This is a genomic window from Arthrobacter yangruifuii (assembly GCF_009192775.1).
GTDB lineage: Bacteria > Actinomycetota > Actinomycetes > Actinomycetales > Micrococcaceae > Arthrobacter_B > Arthrobacter_B yangruifuii.
In genome coordinates this window covers 270,101-291,043 of record NZ_VTFX01000004.1, presented here as the reverse complement: position 1 = coordinate 291,043, position 20,943 = coordinate 270,101, and the positions used below count along the sequence as shown (strand labels likewise).

The window sequence follows — 20,943 nt, the reverse complement described above, 5'->3', positions numbered from 1 at the left end:
CATGGGGACAACCTCTCCCGTGGTGGAAATGCACGGGATCACCGTGGCCTTTCCAGGGGTGAAAGCGCTCGACGGCGTGGACTTCCGTCTCTTTCCCGGCGAGGTCCACGCCCTCATGGGCGAAAACGGAGCTGGAAAGTCGACCCTGATCAAAGCGCTCACGGGGGTCTACCGGACGGACGGCGGTTCCATCACCGTTGCCGGACGGCCCCGGCAGTTTGCGACGCCGTCGGCGGCGCAGGAGGCCGGGATCAGCACCGTCTACCAAGAGGTGAACCTGTGCCCGAACCTGACTGTCGAAGAGAACATCCTGCTGGGACGCGAACCCCGGAGGTTCGGCCATATTCGGTGGAAGGAGGTCCGGAAAACTGCCCGTGCCGTGCTGGCCCAGCTCCAGCTCGGCCATATCGATCCGGGTTCGGTGCTGTCCACCCATTCGATTGCCATCCAGCAGCTGGTGGCCATTGCCCGGGCCGTCCAGGTGGACGCGAAGGTTCTCGTCCTTGACGAACCCACGTCCAGCCTCGACGCCGATGAAGTGCAGCAGCTCTTCGGCGTGGTCCGCGCACTCCGTGACCGCGGGGTCGCCGTTCTCTTCGTCTCGCATTTCCTGGAGCAGGTGTACGAGCTTTCCGACCGGATGACCGTGCTGCGCAACGGCGCCCTGCTGGGGGAGTACCTGACGGCGGACCTGCCCCGCATGGACCTGATCAAGAAGATGATCGGCAAGGACCTGGAAGTCCTGGAGGAACTGGACCGCGGGGACACCCGGACGGCCGGCAGCGCGCAGGACGCCGAACCCGTGCTGCAGGCGGAAAACCTGGGCCGGAAAGGGTCGGTGGAGAACATCACCGTCTCCATCGGGCCGGGACAGATCCTCGGTCTCGCCGGCCTGCTGGGCTCCGGCCGCACGGAAACCGCCCGGCTGCTGTTCGGCGCGGACCATGCGGACCAGGGGACCCTCCGTATCCGCGGTACGGAGCGCTCCCTGCGCAGCCCCCGGGCCGCTATCGACCAGGGCATTGGTTTCTCTTCGGAGAACCGCAAGGAAGAGGGCCTGGTGGCCGATCTTTCCGTCAGGGACAACATGGTCCTGGCCCTGCAGGCGCGGAAGGGGTGGTTGAGGAAGGTGCCCCGGCAGGTGCAGGACCAGCTTGCGGACAAGTTCATTGAAGCGCTGGATATCCGCCCCGCGAACAAGGATGCGCTGATCCGGGACCTCAGCGGCGGCAACCAGCAGAAGGTGCTGCTGGCCCGCTGGCTGATCACCGACCCGGCGCTGCTTATCCTCGACGAACCCACCCGCGGCATCGACATCGGCGCCAAAACGCAGATCCAGATGCACATCAGCGCCCTGGCCGATCAGGGGATGTCCATTGTCTTCATTTCCGCGGAACTCGAGGAAGTGCTGCGCCTCAGCGACCGTATTGCCGTCCTCAAGGACCGCAGGATGGTTGCCGACCTGCCCAATCAGGGAGTCAGTATGGAGGATGTCATGACGATTATTGCCGGGACAGGCGAGTGAGCGGCGTGCTCAGGCACCGGCTGGTCTGGCCGGTCCTGGCCCTGGTGCTGCTGCTGTTGCTCAACCAGGGATTCCGCAGCGACTTCCTGGTGGTCCGGCTTCAGGACGGGCATCTCTACGGCAGCCTGATCGACATCCTGCGCAACGGTGCACCCACCCTCCTGATCGCGCTGGGTATGACGCTCGTTATCGCGTCCCGCGGAATCGACCTGTCGGTGGGAGCCGTGGCGGCCATCGCGGGGGCCGTTTCCTGCACCTACATCTACAACTCGGATAATCCCGGCTCCTTTTCGACGGCGGCTTCCGCCGTCGCCCTCGCAGTGGCCGCGGGTCTGGTGCTGGGTGCCTGGAACGGACTGCTGGTTTCCGTCATCGGCATCCAGCCCATTATCGCCACGCTGGTGCTGATGACGGCGGGCCGGGGGCTGGCCCAGCTGGTGACCGACGGGCAGATCATTTCGGTGTCAAACGAACCCTTCCACGCCATCGGGTCGGGGTTCTTCCTCACCCTTCCCATATCCATCCTGATTGCCGCCGGAGCCTTTGCCGGAGCCGCGCTGCTGACCCGGCGCACGGCACTGGGCACCCTGATCGAGTCCGTGGGGATCAACCCCGTGGCCAGCCGCCTGTCCGGGCTCAGTGCACGGCGGATCCTGTGGATCGTCTATATTTTCAGCGGTTTCTGTGCGGCCGCCGCCGGGTTGATGATCAGTTCAAACGTCACTGCAGCGGATGCGAACAATGCCGGGCTGTTCATTGAGATGGATGCGATCCTCGCCGTCGTCATCGGCGGCACGTCCCTGGCCGGCGGACGCTACAGCCTCGTAGGCACGCTGGTCGGCGCCCTCATCATCCAGACCCTGACCACCACGGTCTACACACTCGGCATCCCGCCCGAGGTGACCCTGGTTTTCAAGGCACTCGTGGTCATCCTGGTGTGCCTGCTCCAATCCCCGAAGGCACGGACGCTGCTGCGGCAACGCAGACGGCGGGTCCCCGTGCTTCCCGAAACGAAGGCGGCGGTTTAGATGTCTGTCCTCACCAGCCCGTCAGCACCTGCCACGCGGCAACGGATCAGCCGGCTGCAGGGCAAGGCCAGATACGCGCCGACGGCGGCGACCATTGTGTTGTTCTTTGCCATGTTTGCCGCGGGGTCCGTGATCTATCCGGGATTCTTTTCCGGGCAGGTGTTCCTGAATCTGCTGATCGACAACACCTTCCTCATTGTGCTCGCCGTGGGAATGACGTTTGTGATCCTGACCGGCGGGATTGACCTGTCCGTGGGCTCCGTCGTCGCACTGTCCATGATGATTGCGGCCGCCCTGCTGCAGGAGGGATGGAACCCCTTGGCCGTGATCGCCGTGGTGCTGCTGACCGGAGCGGTTTTCGGACTGCTGATGGGACTGGTGATCCAGGTATTCGAGATCCAGCCCTTTATCGTCACCCTGGCCGGGCTGTTCCTTGCCCGCGGGCTCTGTTATGTGATCAGCCTTGACGCGATTACGGTCACTGACCCGTTTTTCACCTCCATGGCGCAGGCACGCATCCGGCTGCCGGGGCATATGTTCGTCTCGCCCGGGGTCATCATTGCCCTGCTGTTTGTCGCGGCCGCGTTCTTCGTGCTGCACCAGACGCGCTTCGGCAGGACGGTCTATGCGATCGGCGGGGGTGAAGCCTCGGCCAAACTGATGGGACTGGCGGTGCCGCGGACCAAAGTGCTGGTCTACACGGTCAGCGGCTTCTGCTCCGCCACCGCCGGCATCCTCTTTTCCTTCTACAGCCTCTCCGGCTACAGCCTCGCCGCCCAGGGGATGGAGCTGGATGCCATTGCCGCGGTGGTGGTCGGGGGAACCCTCCTGACCGGAGGCTACGGATATGTTGTCGGATCCCTTGCCGGGGTTCTGGTCCTGGGCATTGTGCAGACCTTCATCTCCTACCAGGGGACCCTGAGCTCCTGGTGGACGCGGATAGTCATCGGCGCGCTTCTGCTCCTGTTCATCCTGCTGCAGAAGGTCTTCTCGCGGAAAACCAGAATCACCTAGCTTCCCCGGCAGGTTCCCCGGCGGGCTCCACAGCTTCCCCGGCGGGCTCCGGAAGGGGCGCGAAGACGCGGCTAGTGCGTGAAAAACGGATATAGGCAATGCACCCGATCTCGAGTGCCCCGCCGATAACAAGCACCGCCTTCGCCGCACTCAGCCGGTCCATGCCGTCCAGTGCTGCCAGCGCGTCGACCAGCAGCCCGCCCAGCAGGATCGCAACCGGAAAGAGACCCTGGCCGAGGAGGCGCCGGCAGCCGAAGACGATGCCCTGGATCCGGGGCGGGGTCCGTTCCTGCCAGAGGGCCGACAACCCGGCGTTGCCGGCCTGGACCATGGCGTTGCGGAGGAACATCCCGGGAATGACGAGCCAAAGAGTCGGAGCCAGGACCACCAGGGCACGCCCGAACAGTGAGCCGAGGAAGGTTGACCCGCAGACCAGGGTTACCCGCGGAATGGATGTGCCGAATCTGGTGACTAAAGCCGCTCCGGCCATCAATCCCAGTGCGCCGGCGATATTGCTCGCCGTCAGGTTCCATTCCGGTGTGCCGGTGCCCGGAAAAGAAAGGACGAAAACAATCACCACCGGAACGCAGAGCCCGCCGGCAAAATTATGGACCGCAAAGGAGAGCTGCAGCCGCAGCAGGTCACGGCGTGCGTAAATGAACCCGAAACCGGCTTTCAGGTTGCCGCCGAAATACTGCGCCTTCCCGCCCCGGGCTTCCTCCGCAGGCCACGCGAGCAGCAGCACCAGGGCGGCACCGACGAGGCTCAACGCTGCATCCGCCAGAAACACCGCAACCGGCAGCTTCAGCGAATAGAGGACTGCTCCCAGCAGCGGCCCTACCAGGACGGGCGCCGAATCAATGAGGGCCAGCATTCCATTGACCTTGGTGAGGTCCTTCTCGGTCCGCAGTACACGGACGGATGCCTGCAGTGTGAGCGCGAGGGCCGTGGAACAGACGGAGGCGGCAAAAACGAAGATGAGCATCAGGGCGATGCTGTGAATGACGGTCGCCCAGGCCATCGCCGCCATCGCGCCCGCATTGGCGATGTTGACCGCACAGATGGCGGTGCGGCGCGAAAAGAGGTCGGTCACACCCCCGATCAGCGGCGCCAGGTAGATCGCGGCCGCGGCGCCCAGGAACGTGGAGGCTGCCAGGACCGCGGCACTGGCCGAATTCTCGAAGAGAACGAGGGACACTGCGAGCGACGACGCTGAACCGATAATGGCGAGAACGGATTGAATTATCCAAAGCGCGGTCAAAGTAGAGGAGGTTTTCCCGGCGTCGCTGATGATGGTTCCTTCGGTGCTGCGGAACGGAAAAGGATCGGCCGCCTAAATTTATCGTTGGGTTTTGAAGGAAACAAGGTTTTTGTTGGGCCACTGCCTATGGGAAAGTGGGAGGGGAGGAAAACACCATGCCGCGCCAGCACATCACCGCACACATCGCCATCCTTGGCTGCGTGTGCCTCGGGCTTCAGGCATACCTCTTCCACCTCGACCAGCCGGTCTCGGCCGAAACGACGCATGCGTCCGGACAGGACTTTAGCTCCCCGGCAAGCGTCTTGGTGGTTGTCAACAAGGAACGGCCGCTCCTGGACCCCGCCTATGCGCCGGGGGATCTGGCCGACGTCGGCGGCGTGGCCCTGCGTCGCGAGGCTTCCGATGCGTTTGTGCGGATGACGGCCGATGCTGCCGGGGCCGGTGTCACCATCACCGGGGTGAGCGGCTTCCGGACGGCCGAGGCCCAGGCGGCGCTGCACGCCGATTATGCCGGGCGGTACGGCAGTGACGTGGCGGAATCGATCTCGGCCCTTCCCGGACAGAGTGAACATCAGACCGGACTCGCCGTGGATATCGGCGCCGCCGACGGTGCGTGCTCCCTGCAGGCCTGCTTCGAGGGGACCGGCGCCGGGGCGTGGGCAGCGTCCAACGCCCGCCGGTACGGCTTCATTGTCCGCTATCCCGCCGGCGCCGAGCAGATTACCGGCTACGCCTACGAGCCTTGGCACCTGCGGTATGTGGGCCCCGCCGCGGCCGGGAAGATCCACGACGCCGGCATCACGCTGGAGCAGTATGCCGGGCTGTATGAGCCGCCGAAGCCGCCGTCCCCGCCTTCGAAGCCCGCGCACGAACCCTTGCCGTAGCCTCTTCCACAACATTGACGCCGGGGTTGCCGGCCAATACTCTTTCCATCATGGAAAATAACTTGGGTGCGGCAGAGGATGCTGCCGCCCGGCTCAGAGACTTGACCGCCGACCGCGACACCCTGGCAGCAGGCGTCACACCTCCCCGTGCGCTGGTGGCAGCCATCGGTGCACTGGCTGCCTGCTGGGTGGCGGCGGCACTGGATGCCCGGCCCGGTGCCGACTATCAATCGCCGTCTTGGCCCTGGCTGCTCGCGGGACTGCTGTTCGTCATCCTGCACTTGATCCGCCGTGACACCGGGTTGAAGTTCCGCAGGCTGGGCGCGCGGGCGAACGGCGCAATTGCCCTGGCTGCGCTGGTCTGCCTGTTTCTTTTTTCCGTGAGTCTGGGCCTGGTGTCGCTGGGACTCGGCTGGGCCGTGATGATCACCAGCCTTGCGGCGTTCACGGCGGTTTACGGACTCGCCGGAGTCGCATTCCGGGCCGCTGTTGCCCAGCTCCGCGCGGTTCCGCATGCCTGAACCCCGGTTTGACGAGGTGGTGCATCCGCCGACGCGGCTGCGGATCTGCGGGCTGCTGCGCCCGCTGGAGGAGATGGACTTCGCCGTCCTCCGGGACACCCTGGGAATTTCCGATGCCACGCTCTCGAAGCAACTGAAAATCCTGGCGGAGGCCGGCTACGTGCGCCTGGCCAAGACGACGTCGCCCGCCCGTCGGGACGCCCGCCGCATCACCTGGGTGGCACTCACCCCGGCCGGCCGCAACAGCTTTGACGCCCACGTGCTGGCCCTGCAGGAGATTGCGGGCACGGCGCCCGTCCGGCCCGACTGATTTCCCCGCAACCGGTCACAAATCCTCCCCGGGCGGTGTCCAATGTGCAGCCGGCGCGGAAGCCGGAAGCGACGGACATCAGGGAGTGCACTCATGGGCACCACAGCAGTCATTCTGGGCGGGGGATACGCAGGGGTCATGGCCGCCAACCGGCTCGCCGGCAGCGGCAGGCCGGGACTCGACGTCGTCCTGGTTACCCCGGAGCCCCGGTTCGTGGAGCGGATCCGGTTGCATGAATACACTGCCGGCACCTGTGCGGACGCCACCGTTGATTTCGACTCGATCCTGCATCCGGGCGTGTGCCGGATCTCCGGCCGTGCGGAGCGGATTCTGTCGGGGGAGCGGACGGTTCACCTGACCGGGGGAGCAGAAGCGGGCTACGACTACCTGGTGTACGCCGTGGGTTCGGCAGCGGGGACGGCACCGGACGGCGCCCTCCGGATCGAACAGCTGGACGGTGCCGCGGCGGCACGCCGCGAGTTGGCTGCCCTGCCCGCCGGAGCCCGCGTTGCGGTGGTGGGCGGCGGGTTGACCGCCGTGGAGACTGCCGCTGAAGCAGCCGGGTCTTATGCCCACATCCGAGTCAGCCTGCACAGCGCAGGTCCCATCGTGCCGCGGCTGGGAGCCCGGACCCGACGGTCAGTGGAGAAAAGCCTGCGCCGGGCCGGAGTGGAAGTACACAGTGGGACGCCGGTGCGTGCCGACGAGGACATGCACGCCAGCCTGGGTGCCGACGTCGTGCTGTGGTGCGCCGGGTTCGGGGTGCCCGGGCTGGCCGCGGCAAGTGGGCTCCCGGTGGACGACGACGGGAGGCTGCGTGTGGATCCGGGCCTTCGGGTGCGCGGACAGGACCGGATCTACGGAGCCGGCGACGCCGCCGTGATCGACGAACCCTTGTACGACTACCTCCGGATGTGCTGCGCGGCTGCGCTGCCGATGGGAGCCGACGCGGCAGGAAACATCCTCCGGGCGCTGGACGGGGAGGCGGGAGTGCGGCACGACAGCGGATTCCGCGGCCTGTGCATTAGTCTGGGCCGCAGCGACGGAGCGGTGCAGTTCCTGTCTGCCGACGACTCGCCCACCCGCTTTCACCTGCACGGCAGGACGGCGGCCGTCCAGAAGGAAATCATCTGCCGGATGACACTGCGGTGGATCCGTGGTGAAGCCAAACGAAGCGGAGCGTACACATGGCCAACAGGTCCGCAGGCGGGCAGGGCGACGACGGCGGGTCCCGTGCCGATGACACGCAGCTGAGCGGTGCGCGGGATGGCCGTGACGCCGAATTCCTAAGGCACCGGGGCATGGTCTTCACCATCGCCTACGATGTCCTCGGCACCTTGGCCGATGCCGAGGACGTAGTGCAGGAGACCTATCTCCGGTGGCGTGCGGTGGAGACTCCAGTGGAAAACCCACGGGCCTACCTGGCCCGCACCGCCTCCCGCCAGGCACTGAATTCCCTCCGCACAGCATCCCGAAGGCGGGAGGACTATCCGGGCGAGTGGCTGCCGGAACCGCTGCCTACCGGTCCGGCCCGGCTGGCAGCGGATCCCGAAGCCGCCGCGCTCACGGCCAGCGAGGTGTCCACCGCCATGCTCGTCCTGCTGCAGACCCTGAGCGGTCCGGAGCGCGCCGCGTTCATCCTGCACGAGGTCTTCGACTTTGGATATCCGGAGATTGCTGCAACCCTCGGGATCGGCGAGCCCGCCGTGCGGCAGACGGTTCACCGGGCGCGGACCCGGCTGAAGTCGGGCACGCCCCGGACTGCGCCGGACACCGCAGAGCACCGCGCCGCCGTCGAACGTTTCCTGGCCGCCACCATGACCGGACAGATCCAGTCCCTGCTGGATGTGCTGGCTCCGGACGTGGTCCTGGTGTCCGACGGCGGCGGCAAGGTCAGCGCCGCGCTGCGGCCCGTGCATGGTCCGGAGAAGGTGGCACGCCTGATGATCGGGCTGGCGGACAAGTACGGCGCCGGGTCCGTTCCCGAATTCGTTGAACTCAACGGACTGCCGGCGGTCGCGTTCCGGGAAGACGGAACTGTGACTACCGTGTTTCAGCTGGAACTGGTGGATGGCCGGGTGCAGGCGGTGTATGCGATGCGCAATCCGGACAAGCTGGTGGGGCTGCAGGGTTAGACTCCCCGGCACGCCGGACTAAGGTGGGAACCGTGTTGCCGCTCACGGCAGCGCTATGAGGAAAGCAGGCTTTTGTGTCTCCCAAAACCATCGTGATCACCGGCGCCAGTGACGGAATCGGTGCGGCCGCCGCCAGGCAGCTGACCGAAAACGGGCACCACGTCGTGGTGGTGGGACGCTCGCCGGAGAAGACCGCCGCCGTCGCCAAGGACACCGGCGGCCAGTATTTCCTCGCCGACTTCGCGGACCTCGGCAGCGTGCGTACCCTGGCTTCGGAACTGCTTCAGCGTTACCCGCGCATCGACGTGCTGGCGAACAACGCAGGCGCGATCTTCGGCAATGAGCGCCGGCAGACCGGGGATGGACACGAGATGACCTTCCAGGTGAACTACCTGGCGCCGTTCCTGCTTACGCAGCTGCTGACTGACCGGCTCATTGAGTCCAAGGGCACCGTGATCAACACCTCCAGCCTGGCCAACCGGTTGTTTGGCAACGTGGACCTGGACGATCTGGAGAATGAAAACGGGTACAACCCCAGCAAGGCCTACGGCAACGCCAAACTGGAGCAGATCCTGTTCACCGAGGAGTTCGACCGCCGGTACCGTTCGCACGGTGCAACTTCCACCGCCTTCCACCCGGGTGTGATCGGGTCGAGCTTCTCCAGCGCAGAAGGTTCGGCAATGCGGGCCGTCTACCAGTCGCCGCTGCTGCGCAGGCTGCTTCCGACGCCGGAAAAGGGTGCCCGGACGCTCGTGTACCTGGCGGAGGGAACCCCGGGGACGGACTATCCGACCGGCAAGTACTTTGTCCGGAGCAAGGTGGCTCGGCCCAACAAGCAGGCCGGAGATGCCGCCCTGGCTTTGGGTCTCTGGAACCGTTCGGTGGCACTGCTCGCCGGCTGATCAAGGCTCTTGGCCGCCGGGAAATCTTGCTCAGGGAGGGCATCCGCGACTGAGAGGTTCGCCGGGCAGCCAGGTTGCGGCGGGCCGGTTCAGTTGCTCGGTGGTTGGCTGTGTGCTGAGGATCGGGTGGCGCTTTGTGGCCTGCACAGCTCGTGGCGGGCACAGCTTGTGGCCGGCACAGCCCGGTCTGCGCCGGGTCCCTTACTCCGGGGCTCCGTACTACGGGTCGATGGTTCGGGCGCAGACCGGGCTGCAGATGGAAACCATGACCTGGGTCGATTCGGACCCCGCTGCCCTCCCGCTCTGCATCCGGTGCCAGCGGGCTGTGGGAGCCCCGCAGACCGTCCCGGCCTACAAAAACGTCCTGATTCAGACTAAGTAATCGGCTCAAAAAGACAGGTAATTTTGGGTTCCGTCCGGGACCCTTCGAAGCCCGTTTTCGGGCCAAAAATGTCAGTGCCGGGTGAAATCCTGAGGGTATGGAACAGCTCGGGAACACCGAACCGACAACCGAACAAGCAGGCAGTGAAGATCAGCGGCCCACAGGCTTCGCTGGCGACGAGGGTGCTCCGCGAACGCCCTGCACGCTGGCGGTATATCGGGCGGTTCCGGACGTCGGCGACGATGCCGGCGGCCACGAGGGTGGCGACGGTACGGACTCCGACGACGACGGCGGCACTCAGGCCGGCACTGTCACGTCCACGGACACCGACACCAACACCGGCGACGCCTCCACCGACCCCGCAGCAACGCCTGCTGCCACCCTCTTCGACGCACCTACTCCCGCACCGGATTCCGCGTCCGGCTTGACTACCGCTGAACCTGGAGCCGCCGAACCCGGACGCGTTCCAGAGGACACCTCAGGCTCGGCGGCCGCTGAACCTGCCGAACCCGCTGAACCTGCCGAACCCGCTGAACCTGCCGAACCCGCTGAGCCTGCGGAGCCCTCCACGGGTGCCACCGGTTTGGATGGCTTTCCGGACGGTTTTACCGGGGTGCTGGCGATGGCGAATCTTGAGTCCTTCGACGAACACGCCACCGGCGAGGTATTGGCCCGGCTGGCACATTTGGTCCGGTGGACGCAGGCCCAGGAAGCACGGGCGCTCAACCATATGGAGGAACTGTTCCGCAAGGATGTGTGCAAACACTTCGGCAGTGAAGGTCCGGGGATCGCGTTCAGCGTCGCTGCCGCCGAATGCGCTGCGATTTTGAATGTTCCGCAGACTACCGCCCAGGGCATGATGGTCGAAGCCGGCAGGCTCTGCAGCACCCACACCGCCACCCTCAACGGACTGGAACAAGGACGCATCAGTTACGCGCACGCCCAGGTGGTCCTGGACCAGTGCCAGGACATTCCAGACTCCAAACTCCCGGAGTTTGAGGCGGAGCTGCTCGCCAAAGCCGAAGGCATAACCCGGCCACAGTTCTGCGCCAAAGCCCGCCGACTGCGGGAGAAAACCTATCCCGAAACCATTCCCGAACGGCACCAGACGGCGTTCGAGAAACGGAAAGTGGTCCTGGAACGCGACGAGGACGGCATGTCCTGGCTCTCCGCCCATCTGCGGGCCGAACATGCCCAACAGATCTACACAGCGTTGTGTACCTCAGCCCGTGGTGAACAGGCGGACGGGGACCTGCGGACAGCCGACCAACTGCGGGCCGACATCCTGACCCAACTGCTCATGGGCGGCCTCGGTTCACCCCGCGGCGGTGGAGGGGTCCCGCGGGAGGGTGCTGGTCGGAGCGGAGGACGCGGCGGGACCGGGAACGCCCACGGTGTCGGCGGTTCTGGTAACCGAGTTCGGCGAGACAGAAGCAGTGGCAGCGGCGGTGCCGCAACCGCCGGCACGCCCGATGATGCCAGCGGCACCGAATCCGATGAGTTGTCCGGGTCCACGGGTGTTCTGCCTAGGGCGGAGATCATGGTGTTGATCAACGCCGAAACGTTGTTCGGTGCCGATGAGCAGCCTGCCGAGCTGCACGGTTACGGGCCGATCAGTGCCGATGCAGCCCGCAGGCTCGCACGCAACGCCGTGCACTGGACCGGCCTGGCTCAAGACCCACAGACCGGGGAGATCCTCGGGGTCGGACGTCGTCGGAAGGTCCCGGCCGGGCTGGCACGCTGGCTCAGAGCCCGGGACGGGACCTGTAGGTTCCCGGGATGCCGGGTCAGTACTGCGGTCACGGAGATCGACCACACCACCGATTGGGCGAATGGCGGGGACACCGAACACGGAAACTTGGAACACCTCTGTCGCCGGCACCACCGGTTCAAGACCCTGGGATTCTGGAAAGCCACCCAACCCACACCCGGGGTGATGGAATGGACGTCCCCGACCGGACGGGTCTACCGCACCGAACCGTTTCTGGAACTGAGATGCCACGATGCGGAGACGGACCCCCGGGACGAACCTCCGCCGCCGTTCTGATCTGCCACCGCTGGTCCCTGCGCCGAACTGGTTCCCGTGCAGAACTAGTCCCTGCGCAGCACGAAAAAGAACGGAAGCCTTACCCCCCTCAAATCCATGGCACCGAGCACCGTGTCGGCGTCGACCCTGCGGAAAACGTCCAGGACCGGCAGAGCGTCGTAGATCATGGTCGCGCTGGACACGCCCCGGTACTCGGTCATCCGCAACCGCGCGCCGGGCCTTCGGGTGCGCGCAACACGAAGGAAGGGACGAGCAGACGCCAGCAGTTCCCGCTTCCGCAGCATGGGGCTGAAGCGCAGAACCATCGGGAGCGGAACCAGCGAAGGATTGACGTTGAAGACGCCGCCACCGGAGAACACCAGGGGGAACACCTCCTCCGCGCCGTCAAACCGCTTTCCGTACCAGCCCAGCGGCTCCAGCAGGCCGTCAAGTGGATGCCCAGTGGGCAGTTCGGTGCCCCGCCAGGAGCCGTACATGTCCGCTACCTGAACCGGAGGCAGGGAATCAAAGAAGGCCAGGGCTGTGCCGGCGTCGGTACCGGCCTGCAGGTCCTGCAGGCGCTGCAGGGGAACGGGATCCATGCTGATTCCTCCTGGGTGCTGGACTGGACTGGACCGAACCGCATCCGAACCGCGTCAGATCCGGCCCGGCCCGGGAACACCGGCTCGCCTGCAGACTACAGCTCCTACGACGACGCCAGCCGCCGCGCGGAATTTTCATCCAGAATCAGATCCGTGACCAGCCCGGCACGCAGGGCACCCAGGAGGCTGGTGGTTTTGGTTTCCCCGGCCACTACACAGATGCGGCGCGGAACCTGCCGCAGGGTGGAAAGGTCCGGACCGGTGCTGCGGTAGTTGAGCTTGATTCCGTCCCAGGTTCCGTCGGCCCGGTAGAACATGGTGGCAACATCGCCCACGACACCTTCGGCGATCAGTTCGTGGAGGTCTTCTTCATCGAGGTAGGCGCCGTTGTAAACGTGGCTGGGAACTCCGGCTTCCATGGAACCAACCCCGAAAATCGCCGTGTTCATCCGGGCCTGCAGGTCCAGGACACGCTTCACCGGGCGTTCGCGCCACATGGCTTCCTTGGTTTCCGCATGGTCGAAGAACGCCGGAACCGGAAACTGGACCACGCGCGCACCGTAGGCATGGCCGAAACGCTGCAGGATTTCGCTGGCGTACGTGATGCCCGAGGTCCGGAAGTTCCCTGCCCCGTTCATCTGCACCACGGTGCTGTCGTGGGTGTTCTTGATCGGTAGATGCTGGCTCACAGCCGTCAGGGTCGATCCCCAGGCGACGCCGATGATCGCGTCGGAATCGATCAACGGACTGATCAGATGGGCGGCCTGCACGGCAACCCGCTGCAGGGCCTGCGCGGGGGAGACGGTTTCGGCAACGGGAACCACATGGGCCTGGATACCGAAGCGGCACGCAATTTCCTGTTCCAGCGCCGGCGCCCGGTCCGAAGGGTTACGGATTTCAATCCGCACCAGCCCGGTGGAACGGGCATAGGAGAGGAGGCGGGACACCGTGGAACGGGAGATCCGCAGCTCCCGCGCAATCGCCTCCATAGTGAGGCTCTGCAGGTAATACATCTGGGCTGCCCGCAGAGCATCCCTGTCGCGGCTCTCCCGCTCACTCGCTGCCGGGCCGGGGCCCTGGCCCGGACCGGACGCATCCGGGATCCGTCCACTGACACCAATGTTCATTCGCTGTCCATCGACACCGCTGCGTACTCCATGAATTCATTATCGCAGGGTGCACGTATGTGCATTGGTACGGCCCCGGGGTTGCAGGGCTTCGACCATTGAGTAGATATGGCAATGCAGCCACAGAAGCGTTTGGAGATATACGTGGACAATTCCGTGAACCCCAGCAAGGCAAAGACCGCCGCCCGGACCCGTCCGGTTGTACAGCAGCTGAAGGACCGCCCCCGGGCCTCGGTGCTGATCATCGGCGGCGGCATCAACGGCGTCGGCACCTTCCGGGACCTGTCGCTGCAGGGTGTGGACGTAGCCCTCGTCGAGCGCGGCGACTACTGCCAGGGCGCCTCGGGAGCCTCTTCCCACATGATCCACGGCGGCATCCGCTACCTGGAGAACGGCGAGTTCCGCCTCGTGCACGAGTCCGTCGTCGAGCGCAACGCGCTGCTGCGCCTGGCCCCGCACTACGTGAAGCCGCTGCAGACCACCATCCCGATCACCAGCACGTTCTCGGGCATCACTGCTGCACCGATGCGCTTCCTGACGCACAAGCCGGGCAAGCCGAACGAGCGCGGCGCGCTGCTGATCAAGGCCGGCCTGATGATGTATGACTTCTTCTCCCGCGGCGGCCGCGTGGCCCCCAGGCACAACTTCGTGGGCAAGAAGAAGTCCCTGCAGGAACTGCCCCTGCTGCGACCGGACGTCAAGTACACGGCCACCTACTTCGACGCCTCCGTGCACAACCCGGAGCGCCTGACCCTGGATGTGCTGCGTGACGGTCTGGAAGCCAACCCGCAGTCCCGCGCCAGCAACTACGTGTCCGCCGTTGGCACCACCGACGCCGGCACGGTGCTGCGCGACGAGCTCACCGGTGAGGAATTCACCTTCGAGGCCGACGTCGTCATCAACGCCACCGGCGCCTGGGTGGACGAGACCAACGATTCCTTCGGCAAGCGCACCTCCTTTATGGGCGGCACCAAGGGCTCGCACATCGTCCTGGACCACCCGGAACTGCTCGCAGCCTGCAACGGCCGCGAGATGTTCTTCGAGCACACCGACGGCCGCATCGTCCTGATCTACCCGATGGGCGACCGCGTCCTGGTGGGCACCACGGACATCGACGCCGACATCCGCGAAGCCGCGGTCTGCACCGACGAGGAGATCGAGTACTTCTTCGAGCTCATCGCCCACGTGTTCCCGACCGTCGATGTGCGCCGTGACCATATTGTGTACACCTTCTCCGGCGTCCGCCCGCTCCCGAAGCACGACGACACGCAGCCCGGCTTCGTGTCCCGCGACTACCGGATCGAAAAGCGCACGGACAAGCGTGCCGGCAGGAACGTCACCAGCCTCTCGCTGGTAGGCGGCAAGTGGACCACGTTCCGCGCCCTGTCCGAGAACCTCGCCACCGAAGCGATGACCGCTCTCGGCATGCCGCGCAAGACCACCACGGCCGAACTGCAGATCGGCGGCGGCAAGGACTTCCCGCGCACAGCGGCTGAAGAGCGCCTGTGGGTCAACCGCACCGCAAACGAGGTGGCCGACCGTGACCGCGTCCGCGTCCTGCTGACCCGCTACGGCACCCGTGCCACCGACGTCATGGCCTTCCTGGCCCAGGGCGGGGACCAGCTGCTGGCCTCCACCAAGGAGCTGAGCACCCGCGAGCTTGAGTACATGGTGGAGCACGAGCAGATCACCCGTCTGTCCGACGTCCTGATCCGCCGCACCTCGCTGGCCTTCCGCGGACTCGTGTCCGAGGAAATGCTCAATGAGATGGCTTCTCTGCTGGCCCCGCAGCTGGGCTGGGACGACGCCGAGGCCAAGCGCCAGGTCGAGGGCGCCCGCGACCTGCTGGTCAACATGCACGGCATGAAGATTCCGGCGATGGCTTCCTAGCAGCCACAGAATCAACAGCGCCAAGGGCGGGCACCGGAACCGGTGCCCGCCCTTGGCGTGTGTCCAACAGTTCTGTCAGTTCCCTGCAGCCGGAGCAGTGAACGGCAGCACCAGCCGGGACGGGTACGCTGCGTCGCGGTAGATCTTGTGCGTCACCGGACGGCCCACCGGCAGATGGAAGGAATCCGGCGGCAGCAGGGCGTTGTGCTCGTCCGCCAGCGGCTCGTCATTGGACAGCTCCACCACCAGGCGGTGCCCGGGCCGGAATGTGGTCGCGAACGGGTACAGGCGCACCACGTACTCCTCGATAGTGCCCGGTTCCACCGGAACGGCCCGGGTGTGCGGGTGGTACGGGTTGCCCTCGGTGGTCCGGTCCTCGTCGAGTTCACGGTGGGACGCCTTCAGATAACCGGTGGTGACCAGCTGCCGCTTGCCGTTGGGAGCGCTGTCCCAGAGCCGGAGGATGAAGTTGGTATCCGGCTGGTCAATCTCGGCGAAGATGTGCGCAGCGCCGGTGCCGATCAGCTCGGTGTCCTCCTCGAACACGTCCGTGCTCCAGTCCAGGATCTCGACCTTGTCCGTGACCGTCAGCGGGGCCTGATAAAAGCCGTCCGGAGCGGCATATTCCGTGCCCATGGGTTCGGGTTCGGGAGAAAGCTTCCGCCGCGGCCGCAAATACAAGGGACGGTAATCCACGTCCTTCGGCGGCCACTGTGCACCGGTGGCGTGCTCCCGTGAACCCTCCACGAAAACGCTGACAGCCGGCTCGTCCATGATGCCGTTGTCGATGCCCTTGATCCAGTAGTCGTACCAGCGGAACATCTTGTCGTGTTCCTCGATGAAGGGGCGCGACTGCATGGGAGGGTAGGGGCCGATGTCCAGCTTCCTGGGACCCTGAAGCGCATCGAACAGTTCAATGGTCCCGTCCATGGTCCAGCCGCGCCCCTGGTCGATCTGCAGGTACACCGGAATGTCGATGTTGGGGGCCAGGGTGATGGGATTGCGCTCCTCGTACCAGTCGCCGTCGAGCTCGTTCATGGCAATGTCGAACCAGGCTTCGTGGTGCTTGGGGTAGTTCAGCACGTGGACCAGGTTGGGCCAGGCGGCGACGTCCGGATCGGCCAGGCGCTCGGCGACCAGTTTCTTCAGTTCTTCGGGGGAGTGCTTCTCCAGCATCCGGGACTTGGTCCGGTCGGTGAACGCCCAGCCCGAATCACCGCCGCGGCCTTCGCGGGCGGCGCGCGGCATGAACCACATGACCCCGCCGTGGTAGGTGGTTTCGTAGAAGTCGTAGTGGCCGCCGGAAACGAAAATGGCCTTCAGGTGCGGCGGGCGTTCGGCCGCGGCGAGGACCTGCATGGAGCCGAAGTAGGAAATACCGACCATGCCGACGTTGCCGTCGCACCATGGCTGCTCGGCAACCCATTCGATGAAGTCATAGGCGTCCTGGCCCAGCGAGACGCCGCCGGCGTTGTAATTGCCGATGTGCTCACCGCCCGAGTCCCCGGAGCCGCGCAGGTCACCGATGACGTGGGCATAGTCTTCCTTCACAATCCTGGCAATATCGCCGGCCTCGATGCAGCCGTCCCACATCGGGCTGGGCCGGCGCTGCGGGGGCATGGTGAGGGCGAGTGCCTGGAGTTCCTTGCCGTAGGGGCTCAAGGCGACGAGCGCGGGGCGGGGCTTGTCCTCGGCACCGTGGTAGACATCCAGTGCCAGCTCGACGCCGTCACGCATCGGTGCGCGCAGGTCCTTGCGGATGGAAATGGTCTCGCCGCCGGCATTCCACGTCTTGAATTCAGCCATGCAGGTGAAGCTCCTTTGAAACAGTCAGGTGCCAGTGCTGTACCTGGCAGGCAGGCCCAAGAGGGCGTGACAACGACATATTATTATAATAAAGTTTGTGTGCGCAAGACCACAGGCAGGATCCTCAGCTAGGAGCAGCAATGACGCAGGACGTGAACATCCACCCCCTCGAGTCCCCCTGGGGCAGGTTCGGCCTCTACAGCTTCTTCATCGATGCCCCCGAGCCGGCCATTGTGGACACCGGGATTTCCTCATCGCCTGCCGAAGGAATGGTGCCGGCCCTCGAAGCACTGGGCCGCAGCATCAAGGATGTCCGCTGGATCCTGCTCACCCATGGACACATCGACCACCTCGGCGGTGCCCGTGCGCTGTGGGAACTCACGGACCGCAAGGCCCAGGTGGTCATCCACGAGGCCGACGCACCGCTGCTGCGCTCCCGCGACCGGCATCTGGACCAGTACGTGGCGGTGCGGCAGCAGTACCTTAACAACCCCGACGGGGTGCGCGAACAAACCGAAGCGGCAGGTACCGTGATCTCCGGTGAGCTGGAGCCGACCATGCTGGTCAGGGGCGGCGAAACGCTTTCGCTGGGCGGCGGGGTCACCGTGTCGGTGCATTCGGTCCCCGGCCACACCGCGGGCTCGGTGGCCTATGTGGTGGACGGGCAGAACGATGTCTTTGTGGGGGACGCGGTGCAGGTCCACGGCGCCGCCAACGGTTTCCCCGGTTACGAGGACCCGGCGGCCTACCGCGCGAGCCTGGCGTACCTGCGTGACGACGTCGCCCCGCGGCACCTTTATCTGGGCCACCTATACCGCCGGTCCGACGGCGTGCCCTACGGCGTGGAACTCGACGCGGCCCGGGCCCGGGAAGCGCTGCAGGAAAGCCTGGACATTGAGGCACGCATCGCCGGCGCGGCGGCCAGGTACCTGAAGGAGGGGTTGCGGGACACGGACTCGGCATACTCGCCGTTTGAGCCCGTGGCGGCGGAGCTTGGCTACACCGGCAACCCCACGCTGGAGCCTTCGCCCTTCTTCACCACCCTGGACGGCTACCGCAGGGCGTTTTCCGGTAAGTAGCGGGACTGGCGACGGGCGGGACTGGGGCAGGGATGACCACCAACGACGCCGGCCCGCGTGATGCGGACCGGCGTCGTTTTCGTCTGGGGGATTCCCCTGTGTGCAGTTGCCGGCGGCGGATCAGCGGAGCGGTGCCGCTGCATCAATGAGTGAGCGTTTTCCCGGCACCGGCAGTTTTCCCGGCAGCCAGCGGCACAAAGGCGAATGCCAGCGCCGCAATGATTCCGGGAATAGCGAAGAAAACGAAGTTCATCTGCACCGGCAGGCCCAGGGTCAGCAGCACGCCGCCGAACGTCGGCCCGAGGATGGCTCCCATCCGTCCCACACCCGAGGCCAGGCCGATCGCCGTGGAGCGCATAAAGGACGGGTAGTACTGCGCCACGAAGGAGTAGGAGATGTTCTGCGCACCCATGGTGCAGGCGCCGGTGACCGCCACGAGAAGCAGCAGGACGGCCATGTTGTTGCCAAAGCCGAGCAGGGTCAGGGAAACGGCCGAGACCACAAACATGGGAACCAGCACCCGTTTGACGCCCCACATGTCCGAAAGCCTGCCCAGGACCAGGGTGCCGATGATGGCACCCACGTTGAGGACGATCATGAAGGTCAGGCTGGAGTTCAGGGCATATCCTGCCTCCACCATCAGCTTCGGCAGCCACGTGGACAAGCCGTTGATCATGAGCAGGCACATAAAGAACGCAACCCAGATCATCAGCGTCCCCAGCGTGCGGCGGTTGGTGAATAGCGCAGCCACGGGACTGCCCGGTTCCTTCACGGCGATGCCGGTGAACGCAGTATCCGCCGGAAGCGCGGCGCCGGGGTTCACCTTGGCCAGTGCGGAGCGCAGCTCGTCCATCCTGCCCTGTTCCAGCAGGACGGCCGGGGAATCGAGGAAGAACCGGGTCATCCACGGCAGGAACACCAGGGGGAGGGCAGCAGCCCAGTAGACACTGTGCCAGCCGAAGGCGGGAAGCATAAACATGGCCACAAACGCGGCCAGGATGCCGCCCACGGAGAAGAAGCACATCACCACAGCCACCAGGGTGTTGGCCCGGCCCCTGGGTGCGTAGTCGGTCAGCATCGCGATCAGGCACGGCAGGATGCCGCCGATCCCCAGTCCGCCCAGGAAACGCAGCACGGAGAAAATCTCCGGTCCGGGGGCAAACCCGCAGAGGGCGCTGGCAACGGAGAACAGCACGACGCTGAGGGTCAGGACCTTCCGCCGTCCCATCCGGTCCGCAAGAATGCCGAACAGGATGGCACCGACCATCATGCCGAAGATGCCGTAGCTTCCGATCGCGCCGGCCGCAACCGGACCCAGGGACCATTCCTCCATCAGGACGGGAAGAACCGACCCGTACACCACCAGGTCATACATATCGAAGGTGATGATGAAACAGGCCCAGAAGAGCATCCAGCCGTGGAACCGGTTGAACGGAGTGTCCGCAATAAACTCCCGGATGTTCACCGGCGTCGCGGTGGCACGGCTCATGCCTGCCCGTTCCCGGTCGCGGCGCCGGTGACAGCGCCCGTGCCGGCAAGGAACCCTGCCGTCTCCCGGAAGGCTTGGTAGAACTCGGGCAGCCAGGAGAAGTTGGCTACAAAGCCGTGGTTGGCGCCTTCGTAGCGGGAGACCTGCACCTGGACACCGGCCGCAGCCAGCAGCTTTCCGTACAGCTCGCCCTCGTCACGCAGCGGATCGTGTTCGGCCGTCAGGATCAGGGCCGGCGGCAGCCCGGTGAGGTCCGCGCGCTTGATCGGGGAGACCCGAGGGTCCGCCGGGTCTGCGCCGTTATCCAGGTAAAACGCGTTGAAGGGCGCCAGGCCCGCTGTTTCCAACCCGTACCCTTCGGCATTCTCGCGCAGCGAGGCATAGCGGTCGACGTCGAAATCCAGGTCCAGGGACGGGTAGAAGAGGATCTGGTGGGTGATGCCGGTGAAGCCGTCGTCCTTGGCCATGGCCGCGGCGGCGGCGGCGAAGTTGCCGCCCGAACTGTCACCGGCGACAGCGAGGGTCCGGCCGTTCCACTGGAGCTGGTCCCCGTGCTCCGCAGCCCAGCGCAGCACGCCGTAGCAGTCCTCAAGCCCGGCAGGAAAGGCGGCCTCCGGCGCCAGCCGGTACCCCACGGAAATTACCCGGCAGCCGGTTTCCTTGGCGAGGGAGCGGGCCACATGGTCGTGGGTGTCCAGGCTGCCCAGGAAGAACGCACCGCCGTGGATGTACACCAGCAGCCCGTAGGATTCGGCCTCGGCCGGAGTGTAGATCCGCACCGGTACTGCGCCCGACGGCGTGGGAACGGTGGTGTCCTCCACGGCATGCAGCGGCAGCCGGTCTTCGAGCGGGGGTACCTGGGCGGCCTCACCGGCTCGCATGGCGGCCGGGTCCAGCGGTGAACCGTCGGGAGCGGGCAGGGCGGCGAGGATCTTCGCGATTTCGGGATGGATGGTCATGGC

18 protein-coding genes are annotated in these 20,943 nt (G+C 65.6%); 12 read left to right on the top strand and 6 right to left on the bottom strand.

From position 1 onward, the window contains the following. Position 1: 1 nt before the first annotated feature. The 3 genes from GD627_RS09290 to yjfF are packed head-to-tail and all read left to right on the top strand — an operon-like array spanning position 2 to position 3,567. Positions 2-1,525, top strand: a complete 1,524-nt coding sequence (locus GD627_RS09290; protein ID WP_152272265.1) for a sugar ABC transporter ATP-binding protein — start codon at positions 2-4, stop codon at positions 1,523-1,525. Then, a complete protein-coding gene (locus GD627_RS09285; RefSeq protein ID WP_152272264.1) occupies positions 1,522-2,553 on the top strand; it encodes an ABC transporter permease in 1,032 nt (343 codons plus the stop codon). The genes GD627_RS09290 and GD627_RS09285 overlap by 4 nt, the downstream gene beginning before the upstream one ends. Further along, on the top strand, positions 2,554-3,567 hold the full coding sequence (gene yjfF, locus GD627_RS09280) for a galactofuranose ABC transporter, permease protein YjfF (protein ID WP_152272263.1): 1,014 nt from the start codon (positions 2,554-2,556) through the stop codon (positions 3,565-3,567). Here yjfF and GD627_RS09275 read toward each other — a convergent pair. Continuing rightward, a complete protein-coding gene (locus GD627_RS09275) occupies positions 3,560-4,828 on the bottom strand; it encodes an MFS transporter (protein WP_194266014.1) in 1,269 nt (422 codons plus the stop codon). The genes yjfF and GD627_RS09275 overlap by 8 nt on opposite strands. A 155-nt stretch (positions 4,829-4,983) precedes the next feature. Between GD627_RS09275 and GD627_RS09270 the strand changes: the two genes are divergently transcribed. The 7 genes from GD627_RS09270 to GD627_RS09235 all read left to right on the top strand — a co-directional run bounded on the left by GD627_RS09270 (position 4,984) and on the right by GD627_RS09235 (position 12,009). Then, entirely contained in the window at positions 4,984-5,712 is a 729-nt protein-coding gene (locus GD627_RS09270; protein WP_152272261.1) for a M15 family metallopeptidase, read from the top strand. Positions 5,713-5,762: 50 nt separating this feature from the next. After that, positions 5,763-6,233 (top strand): hypothetical protein, encoded by a 471-nt coding sequence (locus GD627_RS09265; protein WP_152272260.1) that lies wholly within the window; start codon positions 5,763-5,765, stop codon positions 6,231-6,233. Continuing rightward, a complete protein-coding gene (locus GD627_RS09260) occupies positions 6,226-6,543 on the top strand; it encodes a transcriptional regulator (protein WP_152272259.1) in 318 nt (105 codons plus the stop codon). The genes GD627_RS09265 and GD627_RS09260 overlap by 8 nt, the downstream gene beginning before the upstream one ends. 93 nt (positions 6,544-6,636) lie before the next feature. Continuing rightward, a complete protein-coding gene (locus GD627_RS09255; protein ID WP_152272258.1) occupies positions 6,637-7,797 on the top strand; it encodes an NAD(P)/FAD-dependent oxidoreductase in 1,161 nt (386 codons plus the stop codon). After that, positions 7,731-8,678, top strand: a complete 948-nt coding sequence (gene sigJ, locus GD627_RS09250) for an RNA polymerase sigma factor SigJ (RefSeq protein ID WP_152272257.1) — start codon at positions 7,731-7,733, stop codon at positions 8,676-8,678. The genes GD627_RS09255 and sigJ overlap by 67 nt, the downstream gene beginning before the upstream one ends. Before the next feature lie 74 nt (positions 8,679-8,752). After that, entirely contained in the window at positions 8,753-9,580 is an 828-nt protein-coding gene (locus GD627_RS09245; protein ID WP_152272256.1) for an SDR family NAD(P)-dependent oxidoreductase, read from the top strand. A 479-nt stretch (positions 9,581-10,059) separates the two neighbouring features. Continuing rightward, positions 10,060-12,009 carry an HNH endonuclease signature motif containing protein gene (locus tag GD627_RS09235; protein WP_153297124.1) on the top strand — a complete coding sequence of 650 codons (1,950 nt, stop codon included), beginning with the start codon at positions 10,060-10,062 and terminating at the stop codon, positions 12,007-12,009. Positions 12,010-12,053: 44 nt separating this feature from the next. Here GD627_RS09235 and GD627_RS09230 read toward each other — a convergent pair whose 3' ends face one another. Then, the gene (locus GD627_RS09230; RefSeq protein WP_152272253.1) at positions 12,054-12,590 is read right to left on the bottom strand and encodes a DUF4334 domain-containing protein; all 537 of its coding nucleotides are present in this window, start codon (positions 12,588-12,590) and stop codon (positions 12,054-12,056) included. A gap of 104 nt (positions 12,591-12,694) precedes the next feature. Next, positions 12,695-13,603, bottom strand: a complete 909-nt coding sequence (locus GD627_RS09225; protein ID WP_246165439.1) for a sugar-binding transcriptional regulator — start codon at positions 13,601-13,603, stop codon at positions 12,695-12,697. A gap of 258 nt (positions 13,604-13,861) precedes the next feature. Between GD627_RS09225 and GD627_RS09220 the strand changes: the two genes are divergently transcribed. Continuing rightward, positions 13,862-15,607 (top strand): glycerol-3-phosphate dehydrogenase/oxidase, encoded by a 1,746-nt coding sequence (locus GD627_RS09220; RefSeq protein WP_425481905.1) that lies wholly within the window; start codon positions 13,862-13,864, stop codon positions 15,605-15,607. 75 nt (positions 15,608-15,682) lie between these two features. On the opposite strand, the gene GD627_RS09215 is transcribed toward GD627_RS09220, so the two are convergent. Then, positions 15,683-17,413, bottom strand: coding sequence for a CocE/NonD family hydrolase (locus GD627_RS09215; RefSeq protein WP_152272251.1), 1,731 nt, complete (start codon positions 17,411-17,413; stop codon positions 15,683-15,685). Positions 17,414-17,553: 140 nt separating this feature from the next. On the opposite strand from GD627_RS09215, the gene GD627_RS09210 reads away from it, so the two are divergent. Then, positions 17,554-18,492 (top strand): MBL fold metallo-hydrolase, encoded by a 939-nt coding sequence (locus tag GD627_RS09210; RefSeq protein WP_152272250.1) that lies wholly within the window; start codon positions 17,554-17,556, stop codon positions 18,490-18,492. Positions 18,493-18,634: 142 nt separating this feature from the next. Here GD627_RS09210 and GD627_RS09205 read toward each other — a convergent pair whose 3' ends face one another. Next, the gene (locus GD627_RS09205) at positions 18,635-19,981 is read right to left on the bottom strand and encodes an MFS transporter (protein ID WP_152272249.1); all 1,347 of its coding nucleotides are present in this window, start codon (positions 19,979-19,981) and stop codon (positions 18,635-18,637) included. Continuing rightward, complete coding sequence (locus GD627_RS09200) at positions 19,978-20,940, bottom strand: alpha/beta hydrolase (protein ID WP_152272248.1); 963 nt, start codon at positions 20,938-20,940, stop codon at positions 19,978-19,980. Before GD627_RS09200 ends, GD627_RS09205 begins: the two co-directional genes overlap by 4 nt. Positions 20,941-20,943 lie beyond the last annotated feature (3 nt).

What these genes read in the sequence shown, in the direction of transcription:
- GD627_RS09225 (WP_246165439.1), bottom strand. Translation starts at nt 13,603, where the DNA reads ATGTATTACCTGCAGAGCCTCACTATGGAGGCGATTGCGCGGGAGCTG.
- GD627_RS09205 (WP_152272249.1), bottom strand. Translation starts at nt 19,981, where the DNA reads ATGAGCCGTGCCACCGCGACGCCGGTGAACATCCGGGAGTTTATTGCG.
- GD627_RS09200 (WP_152272248.1), bottom strand. Translation starts at nt 20,940, where the DNA reads ATGACCATCCATCCCGAAATCGCGAAGATCCTCGCCGCCCTGCCCGCT.
- GD627_RS09260 (WP_152272259.1), top strand. Translation starts at nt 6,226, where the DNA reads ATGCCTGAACCCCGGTTTGACGAGGTGGTGCATCCGCCGACGCGGCTG.
- GD627_RS09215 (WP_152272251.1), bottom strand. Translation starts at nt 17,413, where the DNA reads ATGGCTGAATTCAAGACGTGGAATGCCGGCGGCGAGACCATTTCCATC.
- GD627_RS09255 (WP_152272258.1), top strand. Translation starts at nt 6,637, where the DNA reads ATGGGCACCACAGCAGTCATTCTGGGCGGGGGATACGCAGGGGTCATG.
- yjfF (WP_152272263.1), top strand. Translation starts at nt 2,554, where the DNA reads ATGTCTGTCCTCACCAGCCCGTCAGCACCTGCCACGCGGCAACGGATC.
- GD627_RS09265 (WP_152272260.1), top strand. Translation starts at nt 5,763, where the DNA reads ATGGAAAATAACTTGGGTGCGGCAGAGGATGCTGCCGCCCGGCTCAGA.
- GD627_RS09235 (WP_153297124.1), top strand. Translation starts at nt 10,060, where the DNA reads ATGGAACAGCTCGGGAACACCGAACCGACAACCGAACAAGCAGGCAGT.
- GD627_RS09270 (WP_152272261.1), top strand. Translation starts at nt 4,984, where the DNA reads ATGCCGCGCCAGCACATCACCGCACACATCGCCATCCTTGGCTGCGTG.
- sigJ (WP_152272257.1), top strand. Translation starts at nt 7,731, where the DNA reads ATGGCCAACAGGTCCGCAGGCGGGCAGGGCGACGACGGCGGGTCCCGT.
- GD627_RS09210 (WP_152272250.1), top strand. Translation starts at nt 17,554, where the DNA reads ATGACGCAGGACGTGAACATCCACCCCCTCGAGTCCCCCTGGGGCAGG.
- GD627_RS09230 (WP_152272253.1), bottom strand. Translation starts at nt 12,590, where the DNA reads ATGGATCCCGTTCCCCTGCAGCGCCTGCAGGACCTGCAGGCCGGTACC.
- GD627_RS09290 (WP_152272265.1), top strand. Translation starts at nt 2, where the DNA reads ATGGGGACAACCTCTCCCGTGGTGGAAATGCACGGGATCACCGTGGCC.